19 protein-coding genes and 1 pseudogene are annotated in these 21,502 nt (G+C 67.0%); 16 read left to right on the forward strand and 4 right to left on the reverse strand.

What is annotated here, in order from left to right:
- Window positions 1–55 precede the first annotated feature (55 nt).
- The 5 genes from G3A44_RS11290 (at window position 56) to G3A44_RS11310 (ending at window position 4,558) form a co-directional block, all read left to right on the forward strand.
- Window positions 56–1,105, forward strand: coding sequence for a quaternary amine ABC transporter ATP-binding protein (locus G3A44_RS11290; RefSeq protein WP_163457629.1), 1,050 nt, complete (start codon window positions 56–58; stop codon window positions 1,103–1,105).
- Window positions 1,095–1,967, forward strand: a complete 873-nt coding sequence (locus G3A44_RS11295; RefSeq protein ID WP_375138651.1) for an ABC transporter permease — start codon at window positions 1,095–1,097, stop codon at window positions 1,965–1,967. The genes G3A44_RS11290 and G3A44_RS11295 overlap by 11 nt, the downstream gene beginning before the upstream one ends.
- A gap of 195 nt (window positions 1,968–2,162) precedes the next feature.
- A complete protein-coding gene (locus tag G3A44_RS11300) occupies window positions 2,163–2,504 on the forward strand; it encodes a CBU_0592 family membrane protein (RefSeq protein WP_203561375.1) in 342 nt (113 codons plus the stop codon).
- A gap of 22 nt (window positions 2,505–2,526) precedes the next feature.
- Window positions 2,527–3,420 (forward strand): glycine betaine ABC transporter substrate-binding protein, encoded by an 894-nt coding sequence (locus tag G3A44_RS11305; RefSeq protein WP_239061822.1) that lies wholly within the window; start codon window positions 2,527–2,529, stop codon window positions 3,418–3,420.
- Window positions 3,421–3,592: 172 nt separating this feature from the next.
- Complete coding sequence (locus G3A44_RS11310) at window positions 3,593–4,558, forward strand: porin (protein WP_163457630.1); 966 nt, start codon at window positions 3,593–3,595, stop codon at window positions 4,556–4,558.
- Window positions 4,559–4,577: 19 nt separating this feature from the next.
- Here the strand turns inward: G3A44_RS11310 and G3A44_RS11315 are convergent, their stop codons facing one another.
- The 3 genes from G3A44_RS11315 to G3A44_RS11325 all read right to left on the reverse strand — a co-directional run bounded on the left by G3A44_RS11315 (window position 4,578) and on the right by G3A44_RS11325 (window position 7,569).
- Complete coding sequence (locus G3A44_RS11315) at window positions 4,578–5,678, reverse strand: GlxA family transcriptional regulator (RefSeq protein ID WP_163457631.1); 1,101 nt, start codon at window positions 5,676–5,678, stop codon at window positions 4,578–4,580.
- 137 nt (window positions 5,679–5,815) lie between these two features.
- Window positions 5,816–6,343, reverse strand: a complete 528-nt coding sequence (locus G3A44_RS11320) for a prolyl-tRNA synthetase associated domain-containing protein (protein ID WP_163457632.1) — start codon at window positions 6,341–6,343, stop codon at window positions 5,816–5,818.
- A 95-nt stretch (window positions 6,344–6,438) separates the two neighbouring features.
- A complete protein-coding gene (locus tag G3A44_RS11325; protein WP_163457633.1) occupies window positions 6,439–7,569 on the reverse strand; it encodes an ABC transporter substrate-binding protein in 1,131 nt (376 codons plus the stop codon).
- Between the two features lie 372 nt (window positions 7,570–7,941).
- Here G3A44_RS11325 and G3A44_RS11330 point away from each other — a divergent pair, with 372 nt between their 5' ends.
- The 9 genes from G3A44_RS11330 to G3A44_RS11370 all read left to right on the forward strand — a co-directional run bounded on the left by G3A44_RS11330 (window position 7,942) and on the right by G3A44_RS11370 (window position 18,202).
- Window positions 7,942–8,838 (forward strand): formyltetrahydrofolate deformylase, encoded by an 897-nt coding sequence (locus tag G3A44_RS11330; RefSeq protein ID WP_163457634.1) that lies wholly within the window; start codon window positions 7,942–7,944, stop codon window positions 8,836–8,838.
- Window positions 8,835–9,281, forward strand: coding sequence for a dihydroneopterin aldolase (locus G3A44_RS11335; RefSeq protein ID WP_163457635.1), 447 nt, complete (start codon window positions 8,835–8,837; stop codon window positions 9,279–9,281). Before G3A44_RS11330 ends, G3A44_RS11335 begins: the two co-directional genes overlap by 4 nt.
- Complete coding sequence (locus G3A44_RS11340) at window positions 9,278–10,669, forward strand: L-serine ammonia-lyase (protein ID WP_163457636.1); 1,392 nt, start codon at window positions 9,278–9,280, stop codon at window positions 10,667–10,669. The genes G3A44_RS11335 and G3A44_RS11340 overlap by 4 nt, the downstream gene beginning before the upstream one ends.
- Window positions 10,670–10,806: 137 nt before the next feature.
- Entirely contained in the window at window positions 10,807–12,063 is a 1,257-nt protein-coding gene (locus G3A44_RS11345; RefSeq protein WP_163457637.1) for a sarcosine oxidase subunit beta family protein, read from the forward strand.
- A gap of 31 nt (window positions 12,064–12,094) precedes the next feature.
- Window positions 12,095–12,406 carry a sarcosine oxidase subunit delta gene (locus G3A44_RS11350; protein ID WP_163457638.1) on the forward strand — a complete coding sequence of 104 codons (312 nt, stop codon included), beginning with the start codon at window positions 12,095–12,097 and terminating at the stop codon, window positions 12,404–12,406.
- Entirely contained in the window at window positions 12,403–15,408 is a 3,006-nt protein-coding gene (locus tag G3A44_RS11355; RefSeq protein ID WP_163457639.1) for a sarcosine oxidase subunit alpha family protein, read from the forward strand. Before G3A44_RS11350 ends, G3A44_RS11355 begins: the two co-directional genes overlap by 4 nt.
- The gene (locus G3A44_RS11360; RefSeq protein WP_163457640.1) at window positions 15,401–16,066 is read left to right on the forward strand and encodes a sarcosine oxidase subunit gamma; all 666 of its coding nucleotides are present in this window, start codon (window positions 15,401–15,403) and stop codon (window positions 16,064–16,066) included. The genes G3A44_RS11355 and G3A44_RS11360 overlap by 8 nt, the downstream gene beginning before the upstream one ends.
- A 417-nt stretch (window positions 16,067–16,483) precedes the next feature.
- Window positions 16,484–17,191, forward strand: a complete 708-nt coding sequence (locus G3A44_RS11365; RefSeq protein ID WP_163457641.1) for a hypothetical protein — start codon at window positions 16,484–16,486, stop codon at window positions 17,189–17,191.
- Between the two features lie 117 nt (window positions 17,192–17,308).
- Window positions 17,309–18,202, forward strand: a complete 894-nt coding sequence (locus G3A44_RS11370) for a serine/threonine protein kinase (RefSeq protein WP_163457642.1) — start codon at window positions 17,309–17,311, stop codon at window positions 18,200–18,202.
- A gap of 307 nt (window positions 18,203–18,509) precedes the next feature.
- Here G3A44_RS11370 and G3A44_RS11375 read toward each other — a convergent pair.
- Window positions 18,510–19,480 (reverse strand): annotated as a pseudogene (locus tag G3A44_RS11375) (IS110 family RNA-guided transposase).
- Between the two features lie 993 nt (window positions 19,481–20,473).
- On the opposite strand from G3A44_RS11375, the gene G3A44_RS11380 reads away from it, so the two are divergent.
- Both G3A44_RS11380 and G3A44_RS11385 read left to right on the forward strand, forming a co-directional pair.
- A complete protein-coding gene (locus G3A44_RS11380; RefSeq protein WP_163457643.1) occupies window positions 20,474–20,767 on the forward strand; it encodes a DUF1801 domain-containing protein in 294 nt (97 codons plus the stop codon).
- 155 nt (window positions 20,768–20,922) lie between these two features.
- On the forward strand, window positions 20,923–21,330 hold the full coding sequence (locus G3A44_RS11385) for a VOC family protein (RefSeq protein WP_163457644.1): 408 nt from the start codon (window positions 20,923–20,925) through the stop codon (window positions 21,328–21,330).
- The last annotated feature ends 172 nt before the right edge of the window (window positions 21,331–21,502 follow it).

Consider the following 21,502-nt stretch of genomic DNA (forward strand, 5'->3'; position numbering starts at 1 on the left):
GCACCGCCGCCCCATGACCCCCCCTCCTTCCCCCTTGACTGCCCGGGAGCCGCGCATGTCCCAACCCAAGATCCAGATCCGGGACCTCACCAAGGTCTTCGGCACCAAGACCGACGCCGCCCTGGCCTTGCTGCGGCAGGGCCTGGGCAAGGACGAGATCTTTCAGCGCACCGGCCAGGTGGTCGGCGTCAACAAGGTCAGTTTCGACGTCCAGGCCGGCGACATCTACGTGCTGATGGGCCTCTCAGGCTCCGGCAAGTCCACCCTGATCCGGCTCATCAACCGCCTGGTGGAACCCACCGCCGGCTCCATCGTGGTCGATGGCGACGAGGTGGCGCGCATGTCGCTGCCCGAGCTGATGCTGTGGCGGCGCAAGCGCATTGCCATGGTGTTCCAGAGCTTCGCGCTCATGCCGCACCGCACGGTGCAGGACAACGTGGCCTTCGGCCTGGAAGTGGCCGGCGAGAGCCCCAAGCGCTACCGCGACAAGGTGATGCAGGCCCTGGAGCAGGTGGGCCTGAAGGCCTACGCCCAGAAGTACCCGCGCCAGCTCTCCGGCGGCATGCAGCAGCGCGTGGGCCTGGCCCGCGCCCTGGCGGTGGACCCCGACATCCTGCTGATGGACGAGGCCTTCTCGGCACTGGACCCGCTCAAGCGCACCGAGATGCAGGACCTGATGCTGGCCCTGCAGCGCGAGCACCGCCGCACCATCGTCTTCGTCTCCCACGACCTGGAGGAAGCGCTCAAGATCGGCTCGCGCATCGCCATCATGGAGGGCGGCAACCTGGTGCAGGAGGGCTCGCCGCACGAGATCGTCACCAGCCCGGCCAACGACTACGTGCGCCGCTTCTTCAAGGGCGTGGACACCTCGCGCTACCTGACGGCCGCCGACCTGGTGGACCGCGACCCCGTGCCCGCCCCCGCGCCCGACCGCCCCGCCCCGGCCAGCCGGCTGCGCGCCACCACCACCTTGCCCGAGACCCTGCAGACCGTGCTGGGCCTGGACCAACCCGTGAGCGTCTTTGACGACGCCGAACGCCTTGTGGGCCGCATCACGGCCCGCAGCCTGCTTCTCAAGATCGCGAGCACCCGCCATGCCAGCTGACCTCCTCCAGGACCTCATGACCCAGGGCCGCGGCCTGCTGCCCCTGGGCGAACTGGTCAACGACGCCGTCAAGCTCATGCTGGAGCAAGGCGGCGGCCTGTTCGACATGGTGGGCGCGCTGGTCGAGCGCTTCTCCAGCCTGATCGAGCGGGCGCTGCTGGCCATCCCCTCGTGGCTGGTGATGCTGGGCGTCACGGCCCTGGGCGTGTGGCGTCTGCACTGGCGCTTCGGCCTGTTTGCCCTGGCCAGCCTGCTCATCATCCGCATCACCGGCTTTTGGGACCAGACGGCGGTGACGCTGGCCCTGGTGTTCTCGGCCACGCTCATCAGCATCGCCGCCGGCGTGCCGCTGGGCATCCTCAGCGCCCGCAGCGACCGCTTCAACGCCCTGCTGCGGCCGGTGCTGGACTTCATGCAGACCATGCCCGCCTTCGTCTACCTGATCCCGGCGGCCATGCTCTTCGGCCTGGGCCGGGTGCCGGGCATCCTGGCAACGGTGGTGTTTGCCATGCCGCCGGTGGTGCGCCTGACGGCGCTGGGCATCCGCCAGGTCAGCAGCGAGCAGATCGAGGCGGGCCAGGCCTTTGGCTGCACCTCGATGCAGCTGCTGTGGAAGGTGCAATTGCCCATCGCCCTGCCCACCCTCATGGCCGGGGTCAACCAGACCATCATGATGGCGCTGTCCATGGTCATCATCGCCTCCATGGTGGGCGCCGGCGGGCTGGGCAACGAGGTGCTCTCCAGCATCCAGCGCCTGGACATCGGGCTGGGCTTCGAGAGCGGCCTGTCGGTGGTGCTGCTGGCCATCATCCTGGACCGGCTGACCGAGAGCTTTGGCGTGAGGCGCCAGGAGCGCAGCTGAAAGCCCTCTGATTCCCACCCTGCCCCCTGCCCCACCCGAGGCCCGCCGCGTGCGGGCCTTTGCCGTGTCTGCCACCACCATGCCCGCCCACCCGCTGCGCCACCCCCGCCCCTTGTGCCGGCCGCCCGGCACACCCCGCCCGTGCCCAGCAAGCGCCCCTAGCACCCCCAGCGCCCGCTGCGGCGCCCCCACCGCATGATCCGCCTGGGCCCGCTCGACCTCGTCGGCCTGGCCGGCGTGTGCGCCTATGTGGTGGCCCACTTCCTGGTGCAGGTGCGGCATGAGCCGCCCCTGAGCCGGCGCGTGGTGCTGCTCAACGTCATCGGCCCGCTGTGCGTGCTGGCCTCGCTGGCGGGGGCCTTCAACCTCTCGTCCTTCCTGAGCCAGTCGCTGTGGCTGCTGCTCACCCTGGCGGGCTGGTGGCGCCAACGCCGCGCCCACGCCAAGCCCGGGCCAGGTGTCGCCGGCGGACACGTCGATGTCGTTCCCGCGAAACCATCGGGCGACGCAGGAATTACCGTGGAGCCCGGCCCCTAACCCGATTCCCTGGAGGATTTCCATGACTGAGGACAAGGACTTGATGAATCGCCGCCACTTCCTGGCCGGTACCACCACCACCCTGGCGCTGGCCGGCACGCCGCTGTCGGTGCTGGCCCAGGCCAAGCCGATCCGCATCGGCTGGACCGCCTGGTCGGACGCCGAGGCGGTGACCAACATCGCCAAGCTCATCCTGGAGCAGCGCCTGGCCCAGAAGGTCGAGCTGGTGATGGCCGACGTGGCCCTGCAGTACGCCGGCCTGGAACGCGGCCAGATCGACCTGATGCTCATGGCCTGGCTGCCCGGCACCCACAAGAGCTACTGGGACAAGGTCAAGGGCTCGGTCGAAGACCTGGGCCCGCTCTACACCGACGCCAAGCTGGGCTGGGCGGTGCCTGCCGACATCCCTGAAGCCACGCTCAAGAGCATCGAGGACCTCAAGAAGCCCGAGGTGATGGAGAAGCTGGGCAGCAAGATCCAGGGCATCGACGCCGGCGCCGGCTTGATGAAGCTCTCCGAGACCGCCATCAAGGCCTACGGCCTGGACTACAAGCTGCTGACCGCTTCGGACGCGGCCATGATCTCCTCGCTGGATCGGGCCATCCAACGCAAGCAGTGGATGGTGGTGACCACCTGGTCGCCGCACTGGATGTTCTCGCAGTACAAGCTGCGCTTCCTGGAAGACCCCAAGCAGGTGCTGGGCGGCTCGGAATCCATCCACGCCCTGGCACGCAAGGGCTTCAGCGCCGACTTCCCCACCGCCGCGGCCTTCATCCGCAACCTCAAGATCTCGCTGTCCGACCTGGAAGGCGTGATGCTCAAGGCCCGCAGCAGCAACGCCGCCAAGGAGGCCGCCGCCTTCATCGGCAGCCACGGCGAGCTGGTCAACCGCTGGCTGGCCAACGTGCCCAAGTAAGGCGCTGCGGCGGCCCGCCAGCCGTCGCGTCTTGACCCCGCCCCACCCCTGGGCGGCGCTTCCTCCCCCTCAGGCAGTCTGCAGGGCCCCCCGTTTTGGGGCCGGCCCGGGCCGCCGCATGTGCTCTTGCACCACCTCGCGCTGCCTGTGCAGCCTTAGACAGGACCTCACCATGCACCCCACCTCCCTCCTGCGCTGCGGCGCCTTGCCCCTGTGCGCCGCCCTGCTGGCCGCGCCCACGGCCTTTGCCGCCCCCAGCCTGACCATCTCGGGCATGCTCGACCTGGGCGTCTACAAGAATGAAGAATGGAAGCTGGGCACCATCCAGCGCAGCAACGTGGCCATCAGCGGCTCGGAAGACCTGGGCGGCGGCATGACCGCCACCTTCAAGCTCAGCCACCGCCTGAACCTGGAAGACGGCAGCCAAGAGTCGGCCAGCAAGCCCTTCTGGCACGGTGAATCCACCGTGGGCCTGAAGGGCGCCTTCGGCTCGGTGCAGGCCGGCCGCCGCCTGGACGCCGTCAACAGCCAGGACTGGCAGTTCGACCCCTGGGGCAACTTCGACCGCGTGGCCTCGCCCGCCTGGGACACCTGGCATTACCTGTACCCGTCCGACCCCACCGGCAACAGTGGCTCGGCTGAGTACGGCCGCCTGAACAAGGGCCTGTTCTACGACTCGCCCAGCCTGGACGGCTTCACCGTGCACCTGAGCACCTCGCCCGAGAAGGCCACCGCCGACAAGGCGCGCCCGCTGGGCGTCTCGCTCAACCACAACACCGAGCGCACCGCCTTCATGCTGGCGCGCAGCCGCAACAGCGCCGACGCCACCGACACCTTCGCCGGCGCCCGCCTGAACCTGGCCCCGGTGGCGGTGATGGTGGCCTACAACGTCACCGAGTCTGGCGCCTCCAAGGCCAAGTCACTCACCACCGGCCTGGAATACAGCCTGGGCGCCACCACGCTCAAAGCCGGCTGGGGTGAAGTGAAGGTGGACGAGGTGCGCGCGGCCCGCGTGGTGGGCGCCGGCGTGTCCTACCCGCTCCACACCCGCACCACGGTCTATGGCGACGCCTCGCGCAAGACCTTTGGCGCCACCAGCACCACCCTCTACGGCCTGGGCATCACCCACAGCTTCTGAGCGGTGGCGACCGTCCGGCTCAGGCCGGCGGGGGCGCCACCGGCGCCCCCTTGAGCACCCCGCCGCCCAGGGCGTCCACCGGGGCCGCCACCTGGCCCCGGCGCAGCGCGCTGGCGGGGTAGCCGAACACCTCGCGAAAGCGGCGCGAGAAGCTCGCGCTGTCGGCAAAGCCGCACTCCAGCGCAATCTGCGAGAGCGACAAGCGGGTCTGCTGCGTCATCCAGTGCGCATGGCGCAGCCGCAGGCGCACCGAGAACTCATGCGGGCTCAGGCCGATGGCCTGACGGAAGCAGCGCTCCAGGTGCCGCAGGCTCATGTTGACGCTGCGGGCGATGTCCTGCAGCGGCAGCGGGCTGCCGATGTTCTGCTCCATCAGCCAGATGGCCTGGCGCACACGCGGGTCGTCGGTGCGCTCGGCAAAGCTGGGCTGGGGCTGGGGCGTGCGCGCCGGCAGCGCCCCCTCCTCCAGCAGGATGCGCAGGGCCTTGGAGGCCGCGGCGCGGCCGCAGTGGCGCTCGATCAGCCAGGCCGCCAGGTGCACGACGCTGGTGCCCCCGGCGCAGGTCAGCCGGTCGCGGTCAACGATGAACATCTCATGGGACTCGGCCCGCAGCTGCGGAAAGTCCTGCGCGAAATCCTGGTGGTGGAACCAGCTCACGCACACCCGCCGCCCCTGCAGCAGGCCCGCACGGGCCAGCACAAAGGAGCCGGTGCACAGGCCCACCAGCGGCACCTGGGCGGCGGCCGCCCGGCACAGGAAGGCCAGCACCTCGGGCGACGGCCGGCGCACGCCCTGCAGCAGGCCGCCCACCACCACCACATAGTCCAGCGCCGCCGGGTCGCCAAAGCGCGCGGTGGGCATCAGCTCCACCCCGTTGCTGGCGGTGACCGGGCGCAGCTCCTCGGCCAGCACGCTCCAGCGGCAATGCACCTGGCGGCTGCGGTCGCCCTCGTCGGCGGCCAGGCGCAGCGCGTCCACAAAGCCCGAGAAGGCCACCATGGTGAAGCCGGGCATGAGCACAAAGCCCACACTCAGCGGCGGTGCCCCCCCGGCAGACGCCTGGAGGCAGGGGGATGACGGCACCGGCAAAGCCGGTGCGCGGGCAAGGGTCAGGGACATGGGCCGGCCACAGGACGCAGGCCGCGACGGGCCCGGAAGACCCCACTGTCCCCAGTCCCGGCCCGGGAGGCTTGTCCGTTTGCGACGCGCCGCAACGCGCGTTCGCCGTGGCGCCTTCGGCCCCCTGGGCCGCGGTCTCAGACCGCCAGCACCCGGGCGCTGTGGCCGGTGAGATTCAGGAAACGGTCCAGCCCCGCCCGGCCCAGGGCCACGGTGGCGGTGTTGCGCAGCGGGTGGGCCTGCAAGGCGTCGGCCTGGTGCACGCGCTCGTCCAGCACCAGCTCCACCGCCCGCGCCCGGTCATGCAGCAGGGCAAAGACGCTGACGGCACCCGGCGTCACGCCCAGGTGGCGCAGCAGGCGGTCGGCAGAGCCCATGCTGAGCTTGGCCACGCCCAGCTGCGCGGCCAGGCCGGGCAGGTCCAGGCGCACGTCATGCGGCACCACCACCAGGAAGTGGCGGACGCCCTTGCCGTCGCGCAGGAACACGTTCTTGGTCTTGATGCCGCCGATCTCGGGCGTGGCCGCCAGGGCCTCGGCGATGGTGAAGACGGCCTCATGCTCCACGAGGTCGTAGGCAATGCCGTGCTCGGCCAGCAGGCGCAGCAGGTCTTCGGAGGTGGGCGCGCTGGCCAGCGCGCCGGCGGTGTCTTGGGGGGTTTGCATGCCCCTGACGATAGGCAGCGGCGCGGCCCGCACTTGGCCGCAGGCGCCAGGCTTCAGGCCGGACGCGACATAGACCGGCCGCCGGGCGGCGAGCTTCAGCGTGCCAGCCAGGTGTCAAAGCGCCGGCGCATCGCCTCGCCGTGCTGCAGCCACCAGGCCGTGTCCAGGTTCAGCGAGCGCTTGCGGTACCAGGGCGCGGTGGGCAGCAGGTGCATCATCACCGGGTCCACCAGGCGCGCAGCCGACAGGCGGGTGGGGCCGTAGGCCATCAGCGGCGCCATGGCCGCCATGGTGGCCGGCCGGGTGGCAAAGCGCAGAAAGTCACGCGCCGCCGCCGGGTGCGGCCCGCCCTTGACGATGCCCAGGCCGGTGACGCTGAGCAACTGCCCGTCCCAGATGAAGCGCAGCGAGCCCGCGCCCTTGAGCATGGCGGCATAGGCCCGGCCGTTGTAGGTGCTGCTCATCACCACCTCACCACGGGCCAGCAGCTGCAGCGGCGTGGCCGGGTCGTCCCACCAGACGATGCGCGACTTCAGGGTGTCGAGCTTGCGAAAGGCGCGCTCCACCCCGGCCGGGGTGGAGAGCACCGCGTAAACCTGCTCCACCGGCACGCCATCGGCCAGCAGCGCCCACTCCAGATTGCCCTCGGGCGTGCGGCGCAGGCCCCGCTTGCCGGGGAAACGCTCCAGGTCGAACAGGTCGGCCAGGGTGCGGGGGTCGTGGCTGGCCTGGGCCTGGCGCCGGTGCACCAGCACGATGGACCAGACGGTGGTGCCCGCCAGGCAGGGGGTGAGCGTGCCCGGGGGATAGTCGTCTTGCGGGGCCTCGCCCTGGGTGCCGGGCTCCAGGCTGGCGGGGTCGATGCGCTCCAGCAGGCCCAGGCGGCAGGCCTCCAGCGCATCGCCCATGACCAGGTCGACCACGTCCCACTCCATGCGGCCGGCCGCCTGCTGGGCACGCAGCTGGGCCAGGCCGCCGGCGTACTCCTGCACCTGCACCCGCAGCCCGGTCTGGGCGCTGAACGGGCCCACCAGCGTCTGTTGCTGGGCCTGGGCATAGCTGCCGCCCCAGGAGGTGAAGACCAGACCGGGCTCGGCGGGCGTTGCGGGGGCCGCCGCCGCCGGCACCACGCCAAGGCCCGCCCACCCGGCCGCCAGGGCCCCAACCCACAGGGTCAAGGCCCCCACCGCCCGCCGCCACCCGATGCCCGTCTGGAAGAACGCCATGCCCATCCCCTGTCCCTGCGCCGTCCGGTGGCGCACGCCACCGTTCCACCCACCCACCCGCGTGGCGGCCTGGTGCCGCCCCACGGACCCAAGGGGAAACCCCTGGTGGGACGTTAGCCAGCGGCTCGGCCAGCGCTTGGACGGGGGCGTCATGCAGGCCGCCCAAATTCGACATGGGGACCAACAGGGGCACCGCCACCGGGCGACCGGCAAGGCCCGGCCAGCGGCCCGCGGCCGCACCGGGGTCTGCCCGTAGGCGGGCGCAATCGGACAAGGCGGTGACGCCTCCAGTCAAGTGGCGCCGCCCGCGCTCACTGACAGTTCGGGCCCAAAGCGCCCCGTCCCCGACCTTGCGAGATTGCGAGAGCCCCCATGTCCACTCCCCCCCGTCCCCCCAGCCGCTACGCCCTGCAGGTGGTCTGCCGCAGCGCGGCCGGCCAGGTTGCCGCCATGGCCGCGCTGATCGAGCGCCACGGCGGTTATGTCGAGGAGTTCGCGGTGCACGACGACCGCCCCAGCGAGCGCTTCTTCCTGCGGGCGGTGTTCCGCCGGGCCGAAAGCGCCGAGAGCGCCGGCACCGCCGCCACCGCCCTGGCCACCATGCGCGCCGACCTGGACCAGGTGGCCCCGGGCATCCAGGCCCTGCACTGGCGCCTGCACGACCTGGCCCAGCGCCCCCGCGTGCTGCTGATGGTCTCGCGCCTGGAGCATTGCCTGGTGGACCTGCTGACCGGCTGGCGCCGCGGCGAGCTGGCCATGGACCCGGTGGGCGTGGTCTCCAACCACGAGGAGCTGCGCGGCCTGGCCGAGGCCGCCGGCCTGCCCTTCACCTACCTGCCGATCACGGCCGACACCAAGGCGGCGCAAGAAGCGCGGCTGCTGGAACTGGTCCGCCAGCAGGCGGTGGACTTTGTGGTGCTGGCGCGCTACATGCAGGTGCTCTCCGACGGGCTGTGCGCCCAGTTGGCCGGCCGCATCCTCAACATCCACCACGGCCTGCTGCCGGCCTTCAAAGGCGCCCGGCCCTACCACCAGGCCTTCGAGCGCGGGGTCAAGCTGATCGGCGCCACCGCCCACTTCGCCACGCCCGACCTGGACGAGGGCCCCATCATCGCCCAGGCCACCGAATCGGTGGACCATGCACAAAGCCCGGAAGACCTGCTGGACGTGGGCCGCCGGCTGGAATGCACCACCCTGTCGCGCGCACTGCGCAGCGTGCTGGAGCACCGGGTCTTCATCAACGGCCAGCGCACGGTGGTGCTCAAGTGAACGCGCCCGCCACCGGCCACACCACCCGCCGCATCGTGCTGCGCCGCGTGCCCTTGCGGGGCCGCATCGGCGTGTACGACTGGGAGCAAACCGAGCCCCAGCCCATGGTGCTGGACCTGGAGTTCGACCTGCCGCACACCGCCGCCTGCACCAGTGACGAGCTGGCCGACACGGTGGACTACGCCGAGGTGATCGACCAGCTGCGCGCCCTGGCCCTCTCGCGCCCGCACCGCCTGGTCGAGGCCATGGCCCACAGCATGTGTGAACTGCTGCGCCAGCGCTTTGGGCTGGAGCGCCTGAACCTGGGCCTGTTCAAGCTGGCGCCCTTCCCCGGGGCCGAGGTGGGCATCGTGGTGGAGCGCCACGGCCCGCTGCCGGCCTCTGCCCCCACCCTGGCCGCCCCCGGCGCGGCCCGCCCCGAGACCCTTTGGAGCTGCGCATGACCATCAGCGTGTTCGACCTCTTCAAGATCGGCATTGGCCCGTCCAGCTCGCACACCGTGGGCCCCATGAAGGCCGCGCGCCTGTTCGTGCAACGCCTGGACGGCCTGGGCCTGCTCACCCGCTGCACCCGGGTAGAGGTGCAGCTCTACGGCTCACTGGGCGCCACCGGCCGCGGCCACGGCAGCGACAAGGCGGTGCTGCTGGGCCTGCAGGGCCATGAGCCCGACACCGTGGACGTGGACGCCGTGGACAGCCTGCTGGAGGCCGTGCGCAGCACCGGCCGCCTGCGCCTGGACGGCCGCCACGACATCGCCTTTGACGAGAAGCGCGACCTGGTGATGCACCGCCGCCGCAGCCTGCCCTTCCACGCCAACGGCATGGCCTGCGCGGCCTACGACGCCGACGGCAGCCTGCTGGACCAGCACGAGTACTACTCGGTGGGCGGTGGTTTTGTGGTCAGCCACGACACCGGCGCCGACGGCGAGCCCGCCCCGCGCCTGGTGGCCGACAACCCCCCCCTGCCGGTGCCCTTTCGCACCGGCGAGGAGTTGCTGGCCCGCACCCGGGAGCACGGCTGCAGCATCGCCCAGGTGATGCGCCGCAACGAGCGCCATTGGCGCACCGATGCCGAGACCGACGCCGGCCTGGCCCGCATCTGGGAGGTGATGCAGGCCTGTGTGCAGCGCGGCTGCGCCACCGAGGGCGTGCTGCCCGGCGGCTTCAAGGTCAAGCGCCGTGCCCGCGCCCTGCACCAGCACCTGCTGGCCCGGGCCGAAGCGGCCGTGGGCGACCCGCTGCTGGTTATGGACTGGGTCAACCTCTACGCCCTGGCGGTGAATGAGGAAAACGCCGCCGGCGGCCGCGTGGTGACCGCGCCCACCAACGGCGCGGCCGGCATCGTGCCCGCCGTGCTGCATTACTACAGCCGCTTTGTGCCCGGCGCCAACGCCCAGGGGGTGCAAGACTTCCTGCTCACCGCCGCCGCCATTGGCATCCTCTACAAGGAGAACGCCAGCATCAGCGGCGCCGAGGTGGGCTGCCAGGGTGAGGTGGGCGTGGCCTGCTCCATGGCCGCCGGAGCCCTGTGCGCCGTCATGGGCGGCACCCCCGAGCAGGTGGAGAACGCCGCCGAGATCGGCATGGAGCACCACCTGGGCCTGACCTGCGACCCCGTGGGCGGCCTGGTGCAGATCCCCTGCATCGAGCGCAACGCCATCGCCTCGGTCAAGGCCATCAACGCCGCGCGCATGGCGCTGCGCGGCGACGGCACGCACCACGTCAGCCTGGACAAGGTCATCAAGACCATGCGCGAAACGGGCGCCGACATGCTGACCAAATACAAGGAAACGGCCCGCGGCGGCCTGGCGGTGAACATCGTCGAATGCTGAAGCACGCCGGCGCCCGCCCGGCGCCGGCCCCCTGGGAGCGGTGACGCAGCCGGTCAAGCGCGTGTCGCTCCAAGCCAAATCGATGCGGGCGATCCCTCGAAGAATCACCGCATCGACAACCTCTGAGGAGCCTCTCAGTGCAAGGCCAGAAATACTCGGTGTGGAGCCTGCTCAAGCACGGCCTGCGCCACCACAAGACCTGGGAGCCGGCCTGGACCCGCAACCCCCTGCAGTCCAGCTACGACGTGGTCATCATCGGCGGCGGCGGCCATGGCCTGGCCACCGCCTACTACCTGGCCAAGAACCACAAGGTCGGCCGCATCGCGGTGCTGGAGAAGGGCTACCTGGGGGGCGGCAACACGGCGCGCAACACCACCATCGTGCGCTCCAACTACCTGTGGGACGAGGCCGCGCTGCTGTATGAGCACGGCATGAAGCTCTGGGAAGGCCTGACCGAGGACCTCAACTTCAACGTCATGTTCAGCCAGCGCGGCGTGTTCAACCTGGGCCACACCCTGCAGGACATGCGCGACATCGAGCGCCGGGTCAACGCCAACCGCCTGCAGGGCATTGACGCCCATGTGCTCAGCGCCGCCGAGGTCAAGGACAAGATCCCCCAGCTCGACTGCAGCCGCAGCCGCCGCTACCCCGTGCTGGGCGCCAGCTGGCAGCCGCGCGCCGGCATTGCCCACCACGACGCGGTGGCCCGCGGCTTTGCCCGCGCCGCCAGCAAGCTGGGCGTGGACCTGATCGAGAACTGCGAAGTCACCGGCATCGACATCCAGGGCGGCCGCGTGCAGGGCGTGCAGACCAGCCAAGGCTATGTGAAGGCGGGCCGCGTGGGCTGCGTGGCCGCGGGCCATTCCTCGGTGCTGGCACGCATGGCCGGCATCCGCCTGCCCATTGAGAGCCACCCCCTGCAGGCCTTCGTCTCGGAGTCCATGCAGCGTGTCATCGACACCGTCATCATGAGCAACGCGGTGCACGGCTACCTCAGCCAGTCTGACAAGGGCGAGCTGGTGATTGGCGCGGGCATTGACAGCTACCTGGGCTACGGCCAGCGCGGCAGCCCGCACGTCATCGACCACACCGCCGCGGCCATCATCGAGCTGTTCCCGCAGTTCTCGCGCGTGCGCATGAACCGCCAGTGGGGCGGCATCGTCGACGTCTCGCCCGACGCCTGCCCCATCATCAGCAAGACCCCGGTGCAGGGCCTGTACTTCAACTGCGGCTGGGGCACCGGCGGCTTCAAGGCCACCCCGGGCTCGGGCCACGTCTTCGCCCACACCATCGCCCACGACGCGCCGCACCCGCTCAATGCCGCCTTCGCGCTGGACCGTTTCCACAGCGGCCACCTGATCGACGAGCACGGCGCCGCCGCCGTGGCGCACTGACCCCCTCTTCCTCCTGCCACAGGACATCCCCATGCTCCGACTGCACTGCCCGCACTGCCAGGCGCTCCGCGACGAAGAGGAGTTCAGCTACGCCGGCGAGGCCTACATCCCCCGGCCCGCCCGGCCCGATGAGATTGACGACGCCACCTGGGGCAACTACCTCTTCATGCGCCGCAACACCAAGGGCTGGTTCTGGGAACAGTGGCAGCACACCGCCGGCTGCCGCAAGGTGTTTGCCGTGCGCCGCCACACCGCCACCTACGAGATCTCCGGCAGCTGGACGCTGGCCGAAGGCAAGCCCCTTTTCGAGGCCGAGATGAAGGCCCAGGGAGAAACCGCATGACCGCCCGCCGAGTCGACATCGCCGGCACCCGCATTGACCGCAGCCGCGCGGTGCACTTCCAGTTCGACGGTGAGGCCCTGAGCGGCTTTGCCGGCGACACCCTGGCCTCGGCCCTGCTGGCCAGCGGCAAGCAGCGCCTGGCCCGCAGCTTCAAGTACGGCCGCCCGCGCGGCCTGCTGGGCGCCGGCCCCGAAGAGCCCAACGCCCTGGTGCAGATGGAGCAGGGCGCCCACACCGTGCCCAACATCAAGGCCACCCAGGCCGAGCTGTACGACGGCCTGCGCGCCGGCTCCACCTCGGGCTGGCCCTCGCTGGACTTTGACCTCAAGGCCGTGCTGGGCAAAGCCTCGCGCTTCATGCCCGCGGGCTTCTACAGCAAGACCTTCAAGTGGCCGCGCAGCTTCTGGCCGACCTATGAGGCGGTGATCCGCAAGTTCGCCGGCTTTGGCAGCGCCCCCACCGAGCCCGATCCCGATCACTACGACCACCTGCACCACCATGTGGACGTGGCGGTGGTGGGCGGCGGCGCCGCCGGCCTGCTGGCCGCGCTGCAGGCCGGCCGCGCCGGCCTGCGCACCGTGCTGGTGGACGAGCAAAGCGAGCTGGGCGGCTGGCTGCTGTCAGACCCCGACGCCCACCTGGACGGCCGCGACCGCGACGGCTTTCTGGCCGCCACCCTGGCCGAGCTGCGTGGCATGCCCCATGTGCAGTGCCTGCCCCGCACCACCGCCTTCGGCCTGTACCAGGACAACCTGCTGCTGGCCGTGGAGCTGCTGCAGGACCACCTGCCCCTGGGCGCGCGCCTGCCCCACCAGCCGCGCCAGCGCCAACACAAAATCCGCGCCCACCAGGTGGTGCTGGCCACCGGCGCCATTGAACGCCCGCTGGTCTTTGGCAACAACGACCTGCCCGGCGTCATGACCGTCTCGGCCGGCCAGACCTACCTGCGCCGCTACGGCGTGCGGGTGGGCGATCAGGTGGTCGTCACCGGCACCAGCGACCTGATCTATGACGCCGCCAACGCCCTGGCCCGCGCCGGCGCCCAGGTGCAGGTGGTGGACCCCCGCACCCAACGCTTTGCCCGCCGCCTGGAGGCCGGGGTGCAGGTGCACCAAGGCTTTGCCGTGGGCGAGGCCTGCGGCCGCGGCCAGGTGCGCGCGGCCAAGCTGGTGCGCCTGCATGCCGAACGCGACGAAGTCGTCGGCGCCGGGCCCACCCTGCGCTGCGACGCCCTGCTGACCTCCGGCGGCCTCTCGCCCACCGTACACCTGTTCTGCCACGACGGCCGCCGCCCCCAGTGGGACGACGCCTGCGCCGCCTTTGTGGCCCCGCGCGCCGGCCGCGAGGGCGTGGCCTGCGTGGGCGCCGTCACCGGCGCCTTTGAACTGCCCGACGCCCTGGCCCAAACCACCGAGGCCATGCGCCAGGTGCTGCAAGCCCTGGGCCGCCCCGCCAAGCTGAGCGCGCCGAACTGCCGCCACCAACCGCGCCAGCCCGCCCGCCCGCTGTTCCGCGTGCCCGATGGCCGCCCCGAGGGCGAAGGCGCCAAGGCCTTTGTGGACTACCAGAACGACGTGACCGCGGCCGACATCGAGCTGTCCATCCGCGAGAACTGGCAGCACATCGAGCACGTCAAGCGCTTCACCGCACTGGGCTTTGGCACCGACCAGGGCAAGCTGTCCAACGTCAACGGCTTTGTCATCGCCGCCCGCACCCTCAAGCGCCCGGTGGGCGAGGTCAGCACCACCACCTACCGCCCGGCCTACACCCCGGTGTCACTGGGCGTGCTGGCCGGCACCATGGAAGGCGACACCTTCGACCCGGTGCGCACCACCGCCATCCACGCCAGCCACACCGCGCGCAACGCGGCCCTGGAACCCGTGGGCAACTGGATGCGCCCCTGGTACTTCCCCAAACCGGGCGAAGACCTGCACGCCGCCGTGGCGCGCGAATGCCTGGCCGCCCGCCAGGGCGTGGCCGTCATGGACGCCTCCACCCTGGGCAAGATCCAGATCGACGGCCCGGACGCCCGCGAATTCCTCAACCGCGTGTACTCCAACGCCTGGAGCCAACTGGCCCCCGGCAAGTGCCGCTACGGCCTGATGCTTGACGAGAACGGCATGGTCATGGACGACGGCGTCACCGCCTGCGTCTCTGACACCCAGTTCTACATGACCACCACCACCGGCGGCGCCGCCAAGGTGCTCAACTGGCTGGAGCGCTGGCACCAGACCGAATGGCCTGAGCTGCGCGTGTGGATGACCTCCGTCACCGACCACTGGTCCACCGTGGCCCTGGTGGGCCCCAAGTCCCGCCAAGTGCTGGCCCGCCTGTGCCAAGACATCGACCTCTCCCCCGAGGCCTTCAAGTTCATGGACTGGCGCGCCGGCACCGTGGCCGGCCTGCCCTGCCGCGTGTTCCGCATCAGCTTCTCGGGCGAGGTGAGCTTTGAGCTGAACGTGGAGTCGGGCTACGGCCATGCCCTGTGGGAAGCGGTGATGAAGGCCGGGGCCGACTTCGGCATCACCCCCTACGGCACCGAATCCATGCACGTGCTGCGGGCCGAAAAGGGCTTCATCATCGTCGGCCAAGACACCGACGGCTCCATGACCCCGGTGGACCTGGGCATGGGCTGGGCCCTGTCCATGAAGAAGTCCTTCAGCTTCCTGGGCAAGCGCTCTTTGGCGCGCAGCGACACCACCCGCAGCGACCGCAAACAACTGGTGGGCCTGCTGCCCGAAGACCCCAACCAGGTGCTGGCCGAAGGCGCGCAAATCCTGGAGCACGAAGTGCCCGGCCCGGCGCCCGCCCCCATGCTGGGCCACGTGACCAGCAGCTACCGCAGCCCCGAGCTGGGCCGCGCCATCGCCCTGGCGGTGGTGCGCGGCGGCGCCCAGCGCCAAGGCCAGCGCCTGTTTGCCATGGCCGGCGACCGCATCACCCCGGTCAAGGTCGTCTCCACCGTGTTCATCGATCCCAAGGGAGAGCGTCAACATGCCTGAGCTCGCGTACTCCATCCCGGCCACGGCCCTGCGCTCGCCCCTGGCCCACCTGCAGCCCGGGGCCACCGGCCACACCCCCGCCGCCCTGCGCGCCGCCGAACTGCCCGACCTGGGCTACCTGGTGCTGCGCGGCCACGCCCACGACGCCGCCTTCATGGCCGCCGTGGCCGGCGTGCTGGGCGCCCCCCTGCCCACCCGCCCCCGCGCCGTGCTCAACTGCCCGGCCGGCCTGGTGCTGTGGCAATCGCCCGACGAATGGTGGCTGCTGTGCCCCCGCGCCCAGCGCGACACCCTGCTGGCCGCCCTGGGCAGCGCCCTGGCCGGCTGCTTTGCGCAGGTGGTGGACAACAGCGGCGGCTTCACCACCCTGCGCCTGAGCGGCCCCCAGCACATGCTGCTGCTGCGCCACCTCACCCCGCATGACGTGGACGCCCTGCCCCTGGGCGACTGCGTCTCCACCGTGGTCAGCAAAGCCTCCATGGTCATCCTGCGCAGCGACGCCCAGGGCGTGGCCCTGGTCTTCCGCCGCAGCTTTGCCGACTACCTCTGGCGCCTCATCGAACGCAGCGCCCGCCCCTACGGCCTGGCCCTGTGCGCCCCCGCCCAGTGCCCCGACCCCCTGGTCTCGCCCCTGCTGCCCCCAGCCGCCCGCGGCTGATCGCCCGCACGCGCGCCCCCCATCCCACTGAATGAAAACGGCAAGGCCTTGGCCTCGCCGTTTTGCTTTGTGGGCCGCACCAACCCACCCAGGCCCGGCACACCGCCAGCACCGCGGCCGCCCCATCCCAGCCTGGCCCGCTGGCCACACTTCACCCGCCCGCCCGCGCCCACCGCCATGCGGCTTGACAGCCCGCGCTCATCGCCCAGAATGGCTACATCTGGAAACTTCAGTGGCACACCCCATGTCCACATCTGGGCATCCACATCTGGCCATTTGTGCCTACCGGTGGCAATTTTTGGACAGATATGGGCATTGGGTGTGTCGTCGATAACTAGTTAGCCATAATATAAAACACCAGCACCGGAAAGTCTTTACTTATTCGTTAGCCTTACCCACAAATTTCAGTAGAACTAAGTGAATGCTACAAACTTAAAATCAAAATCTAATGCAGAAATAAGAGAATACTTTCAAGGAAAATCTTTAAAAGATCTCGATGTTTCAGAACTAGCATTTATTCATCTCAATATCAATTTAGGCAATCAACGCCTCTCAGACACAACAATTTATTCCAGTCTTTATGATTTAATGCAAACATCTCAAGCCTCTTTCAACAACGTTAGAACCAAAGCATATACTCCTTTACTATCGTGCTTTGCAATGCTAGATCAACTTGGAGGTGCATATCGTAGCACCATCAAACCAACAAAATATACAACTGGCATAAAGATCGCTCTAGATACATTCGGGACATACACTAAAGATGAAATAGAAAAATTATACTCTTTGCGAAATGGTTTATATCATGACGGAAGTCTTACCAATATCGATAAAAGAAATAAGCATCATGTAATATTCCGTCTAGCACCAGAAAGCTCAACAACTTTTATTCACCCAAAGCAAGAATGGAATGGCGTTTATTGTGACTCGTTGACTGAATTTATTACAAAAATAAATCCAAAAAAATTCAAGTTCGATTTGGAGAAAATAATTTCAAACTGTAATGAGGAACTTAAGAATGGCACTTTAGAAATTTCGATAAAAGATCCGCTTGAGTTTTTCTACAAATTTTTATTTTCATCGCAAAATTCTACAAATACAAACACTAACCAGCCTGTTCTTTAAAAGATCAGTATATAAAAGGCTAACAAGCCGGTGCACCTGCAAACCTGCAAGCTCGGCCCTTCGGGCCGTTCTTGCAGGTTTGCAGGTGATCTTTACGTTAGATTGCAAGGGGGAAGGATGCGCTTCATCGAGCTATTCCAAAACAATCGATCGCTCGGCCGACATGACGTGCCCGATCATGTACACGCCGACAACGGCTTGTCATATCGGATTTACGGCGCGACCAGAATGGGCGGAAATGGCGTCGTTTTCGATGCCGCGGAAAAATTGCATGACGTGGCCACTGGAAAGAGTTGTGCGGTCAAAGTTCTCAAGCAGCTAAATCCCGCACGAATAGATCGTTTCAACAACGAGGTCCGAGTACTCAAGGAACTTCAGTCGCCATACATTTCCGCGCACTCCGCGTCAGGTACTGTGGCAGTGGTACCGCAAGTTCAAGGCACGCAAGAGGTGGTTATTCCATGGGTCGCAATGCAGCTTGGTGGATCCAACATGCGGCAGCACGTCGAGGATCACGGACCGCTGTCAATGCAACAACTGAAGAGCATCACGTTTGGCCTCTGTTCCGCCGTCGAGCATTTGCACAGCAAGGGGTTTATTCATCGCGATATCAAGCCTGACAACTTCGTATGGCGCACAGCAGCGAACACCGCACCCATGATGATCGACTTCGGAATCGCGAAGCGTCAGTCAGAGGATGTCTCGGCAAGGCCGATGGACACGTTTACTCGAGTGACAGAGTTTGTCGGCCCTGTCTTCTTCTCTTCTCCGGAACTGATCGAGTACGCCAAAGACAAGGCCTATCCGGTGGACTATCGATCTGACATTTTTCAGTTGGGTAAGGTGCTTTGGTACCTTGGCACGGGAAAGGTTTCGGCTGGCGTCCCTTCGCGGAAAGAGTGCCCCGCCGACGGAAAGCTGAGGGAGTTGGTGCTGGCAATGATCGATGACGATCCCTCTTACCGTCCTCAGGCGTTATCCGAAGTCAGAGATGCGATGAATGCAATCTAACCTTGCATTCAAGCGGACGCCTAAAGGCGTCCGCTTAATTTGGACTACAAGGGCTTCCCCGCCCAGCGCAAGCAAATTATCCCCCCCAAGGCCCCGAACGCGGGCCTTTTTCATTTCTCTCATGTCCTGCTCCTGAGCCGGCGCACTGGCAAGCCTGAAGAAAACAACAGGGTGTGGACTGGCTAAACTACAAACGGTCACTGTCCGCGCAGGCCCAAACCTGTTGGCATCAACGCTTGCCGTCACACGGCGGTGGAGATTTTTCCTTCAATGCGGAATTTGGTCTTTGGGCACTTGAATGCCGCTCTCAGCCTGGCAATGCAAACTGCTCACCCTTTCTGAGAATGGCCCAGGCCATGCGGGCGTTCTTGGCGGCAATGGCCACCACGGCGCGCCAGTAGCCGCGTCGCTCGGCCAGCGTGGTGGCCCACAGGCTCAGGCGGTCTTTCTTGCCTGCGGCTGCAGCCAGCATGGCGCGCGCACCCATGATGAACAAGGTGCGCAAGTAGGCGTCGCCGGCTTTGGTGATGCGGCCCAGCCGGCTCTTGCCACCCGAGCTGTATTGGCCCGGTGTCAAACCCAACCAGGCGGCAAACTGCCGCCCACAGCGGAAGTCGTGGCCGTTGCCGATCATGGCGCTGGTGCAGGTGGCCGTGGTCTCGCCCACGCCCTTGAGTTGCATGAGCTGGCGCGCCTTCTCGTCGGCCTGGGCCATGACGTGGATGTGCGTGTCGTATTGGGCGATGCGCTCATCCAGGCGGGTGATCTCGTCGAGCAAATCGTTGACCACCGTGTGGGCCCAGGGCGGCAGGGCGTCCAGGTGGTCGCGTGCGCGCTGGCGCACGGTGTTGGCCTTGAGCGGCAGGACGATGCCGTATTCACTGAGCACACCCCGCACACGGTTGATGTGGGCGGTGCGCTGCTCCACAAAGCCTTGCCGGGCCACGTGCACGCTCAGCCGGCTTTGCTGGGTGAGGTTCTTGACGGGCACAAAGCGCATGTGCGGGCGCTGGATGGTCTCGCAGATGGCCGCCCCTTTGGGCAGGGCGCGTCAAGCCAGAGGCTTGACCCCTCGCTAGGCACAAGCCGTCCTCAGGACGCCTTGTGTCCGGGCTCGGCCTCCATGCCAATGATGCACGGTGGCAGCTTTGTGATCAGCTCATGCAGCTTGTCGCGCTGGACTGCCGGTCGGACCAGCTCTGGCTTGCCTGCATCGTTGACGCCATGCACGGCGAAGACGTTCTTGGCGAGATCAATCCCAACGCATACGATGGCCATGGACTTCTCCTTTGACTGAGAAACAAGGCACCGACACCATGACGGACCTGCGCCCATCCTGGCACCCCTCAACTTGCGCCGCATCGCGACCGACCCGGGGCGGGGAAGTCCCTTTCATTCGTTAGGCTGCACGGTGCTCGTCCGATACGAGCGATTTTTCTTGGAGGCGAAATTGGGAATTTTTGATAACTTGTTTAACGGTGACAGTAAGAAACCAGATGGCCGTCACGGCATCATCGAAACAGGTCGGAACAAGAATACCGGCGGCCACGACCACAGAACGAATCGGGGTGATGACCGGACGCCAGCGCAAAAAGAAGGTGATAAGAGGCGCCGGAAGCCTGAATGACCGCCTAACCTATCTACAGGGACTCCCCCACAGCACAACCCCCGCAGGCAAGGTTTTCCCCTCCAAGGCCGAATTGGCTTTTCAAATCCATAGGCAAGGCTCCCCATACCTTTGAGCTGCGCGGGTTGCCAAACACCATCGGGGACAGACTGCATATCTACGGACGGGCTTGTGGCGTCGGCGCAAATGGCCGGCCGATGCCCCAGAGGGGAACCGCGCAGCAGGGCTCCATTCGTTGCGCGTGGTCCAGGGCTTTTGAGGGCTGTGGCCACAGTCGAGTTATCGAGCTTGCCTGCTGCCGGTCTGACCTGTGGTGATCTTGGCGCACAGTGCGGGCGGGAGGAGAACGGTGGTGGAATTTAGCGCGGCGGGTTGGTTGGTTGTTTTGTTTTCTCAGCTGCTGCGGTGGCTGAGATCAATTTACCTTGAAGCGGCCCGCTGGTGTGGGGCGGCGCGCTAACATGCTCAGTTCGGTGTCCAGAATTTTGGCAGTAGCCTATTAGGCCCCACCACCGCAAAAGTCGGCCGGCTGCGCGTCGAAATTTCACCGCCAATCCACGTAATGTGCAGGTTCAGGCATGCCAACAAAGTCAGTTCAATCGCTACTTGAGGACATCAGGCTCTTAGGTGAGGACAAACACGAGATGGTCGAGGCCGTTCGGGCCCTTGTTGCCCAGTCCTTCAAGGGCCTGACGGAAGAAGTCAAGTATGGTGGCATCCTGTTCTGTGCGGATATTCAGTTCGGCGGGGTGTTCGTGTACAGAGAGCACGTGTCTATTGAGTTCAGCCACGGCGCCAGGATCACAGATCCCTTCGGCCACCTCGAAGGCGCGGGCAAGGGCCGACGTCACATCAAGCTGCGCTCGCTTGACGACATCAAGTCCAAGAAGCTGGCTCAGTACCTGCTGCTTGCTCGTGAGGCCGCGATTGGGGCCTAATCGGGTAGCCGTAGGTATTTAGCTCTCGGCCCCACTCCACCCACCGTGCGGGTCCGCAGTGAGCGGTTCAACACATCGGCTCGCTGTTCTTACCGATCTTCAAGCCCCAGCGGTGGCTTTTGGCCCGGGCTGAGCCTTTTTTTGGTAGGTCTTTTGTGACAACCCCTGGTTCACTTCATCACATCGAACTTTATGTAGCCTCCTTGGGGGATTCGTCTCGCTTCTGGTCGGGTTTCCTCGGCGCGCTGGGTTACGTCAAGTTCCAGGAGTGGAGCCAAGGGGTGAGTTTCAAGCTCGACCACACCTACATCGTCCTGGTTCAGGTTGAGCCTGAACATTTGGCGCCTGGCTATCACCGCAAGAGGGTGGGGCTGAATCATTTGGCCTTCCATGCGGCGTCTCGCCAGCAAGTGGATGACGTGACGCATTGGGCCAGGCAGGCGGGGTATGCCGTGCTTTACGAAGATCGGCACCCCTTGGCGGGCGGCCCCAATTACTATGCCCTGTACTGCGAAGATCCCAACCGAATCAAGGTCGAGCTGGTGGCCCCGGCAGAGGCGTAATCAGGCCACCGGGAGGTTCAAGATCCCGGCACGCACCCCATGCGCTCGCGCTGGAAGCGCGGCAAATTTCAACTCAGTCAACACGCTGACGCGATCGAACCAGCGCCATTTCAAATCCGTCTCGCCACGCCGGCTGATCTTGAAGCGATTGAGCGCTTTGACGAGTTTGGTG

Source organism: Ideonella livida, assembly GCF_010499455.1.
Lineage (GTDB): Bacteria > Pseudomonadota > Gammaproteobacteria > Burkholderiales > Burkholderiaceae_C > Ideonella > Ideonella livida.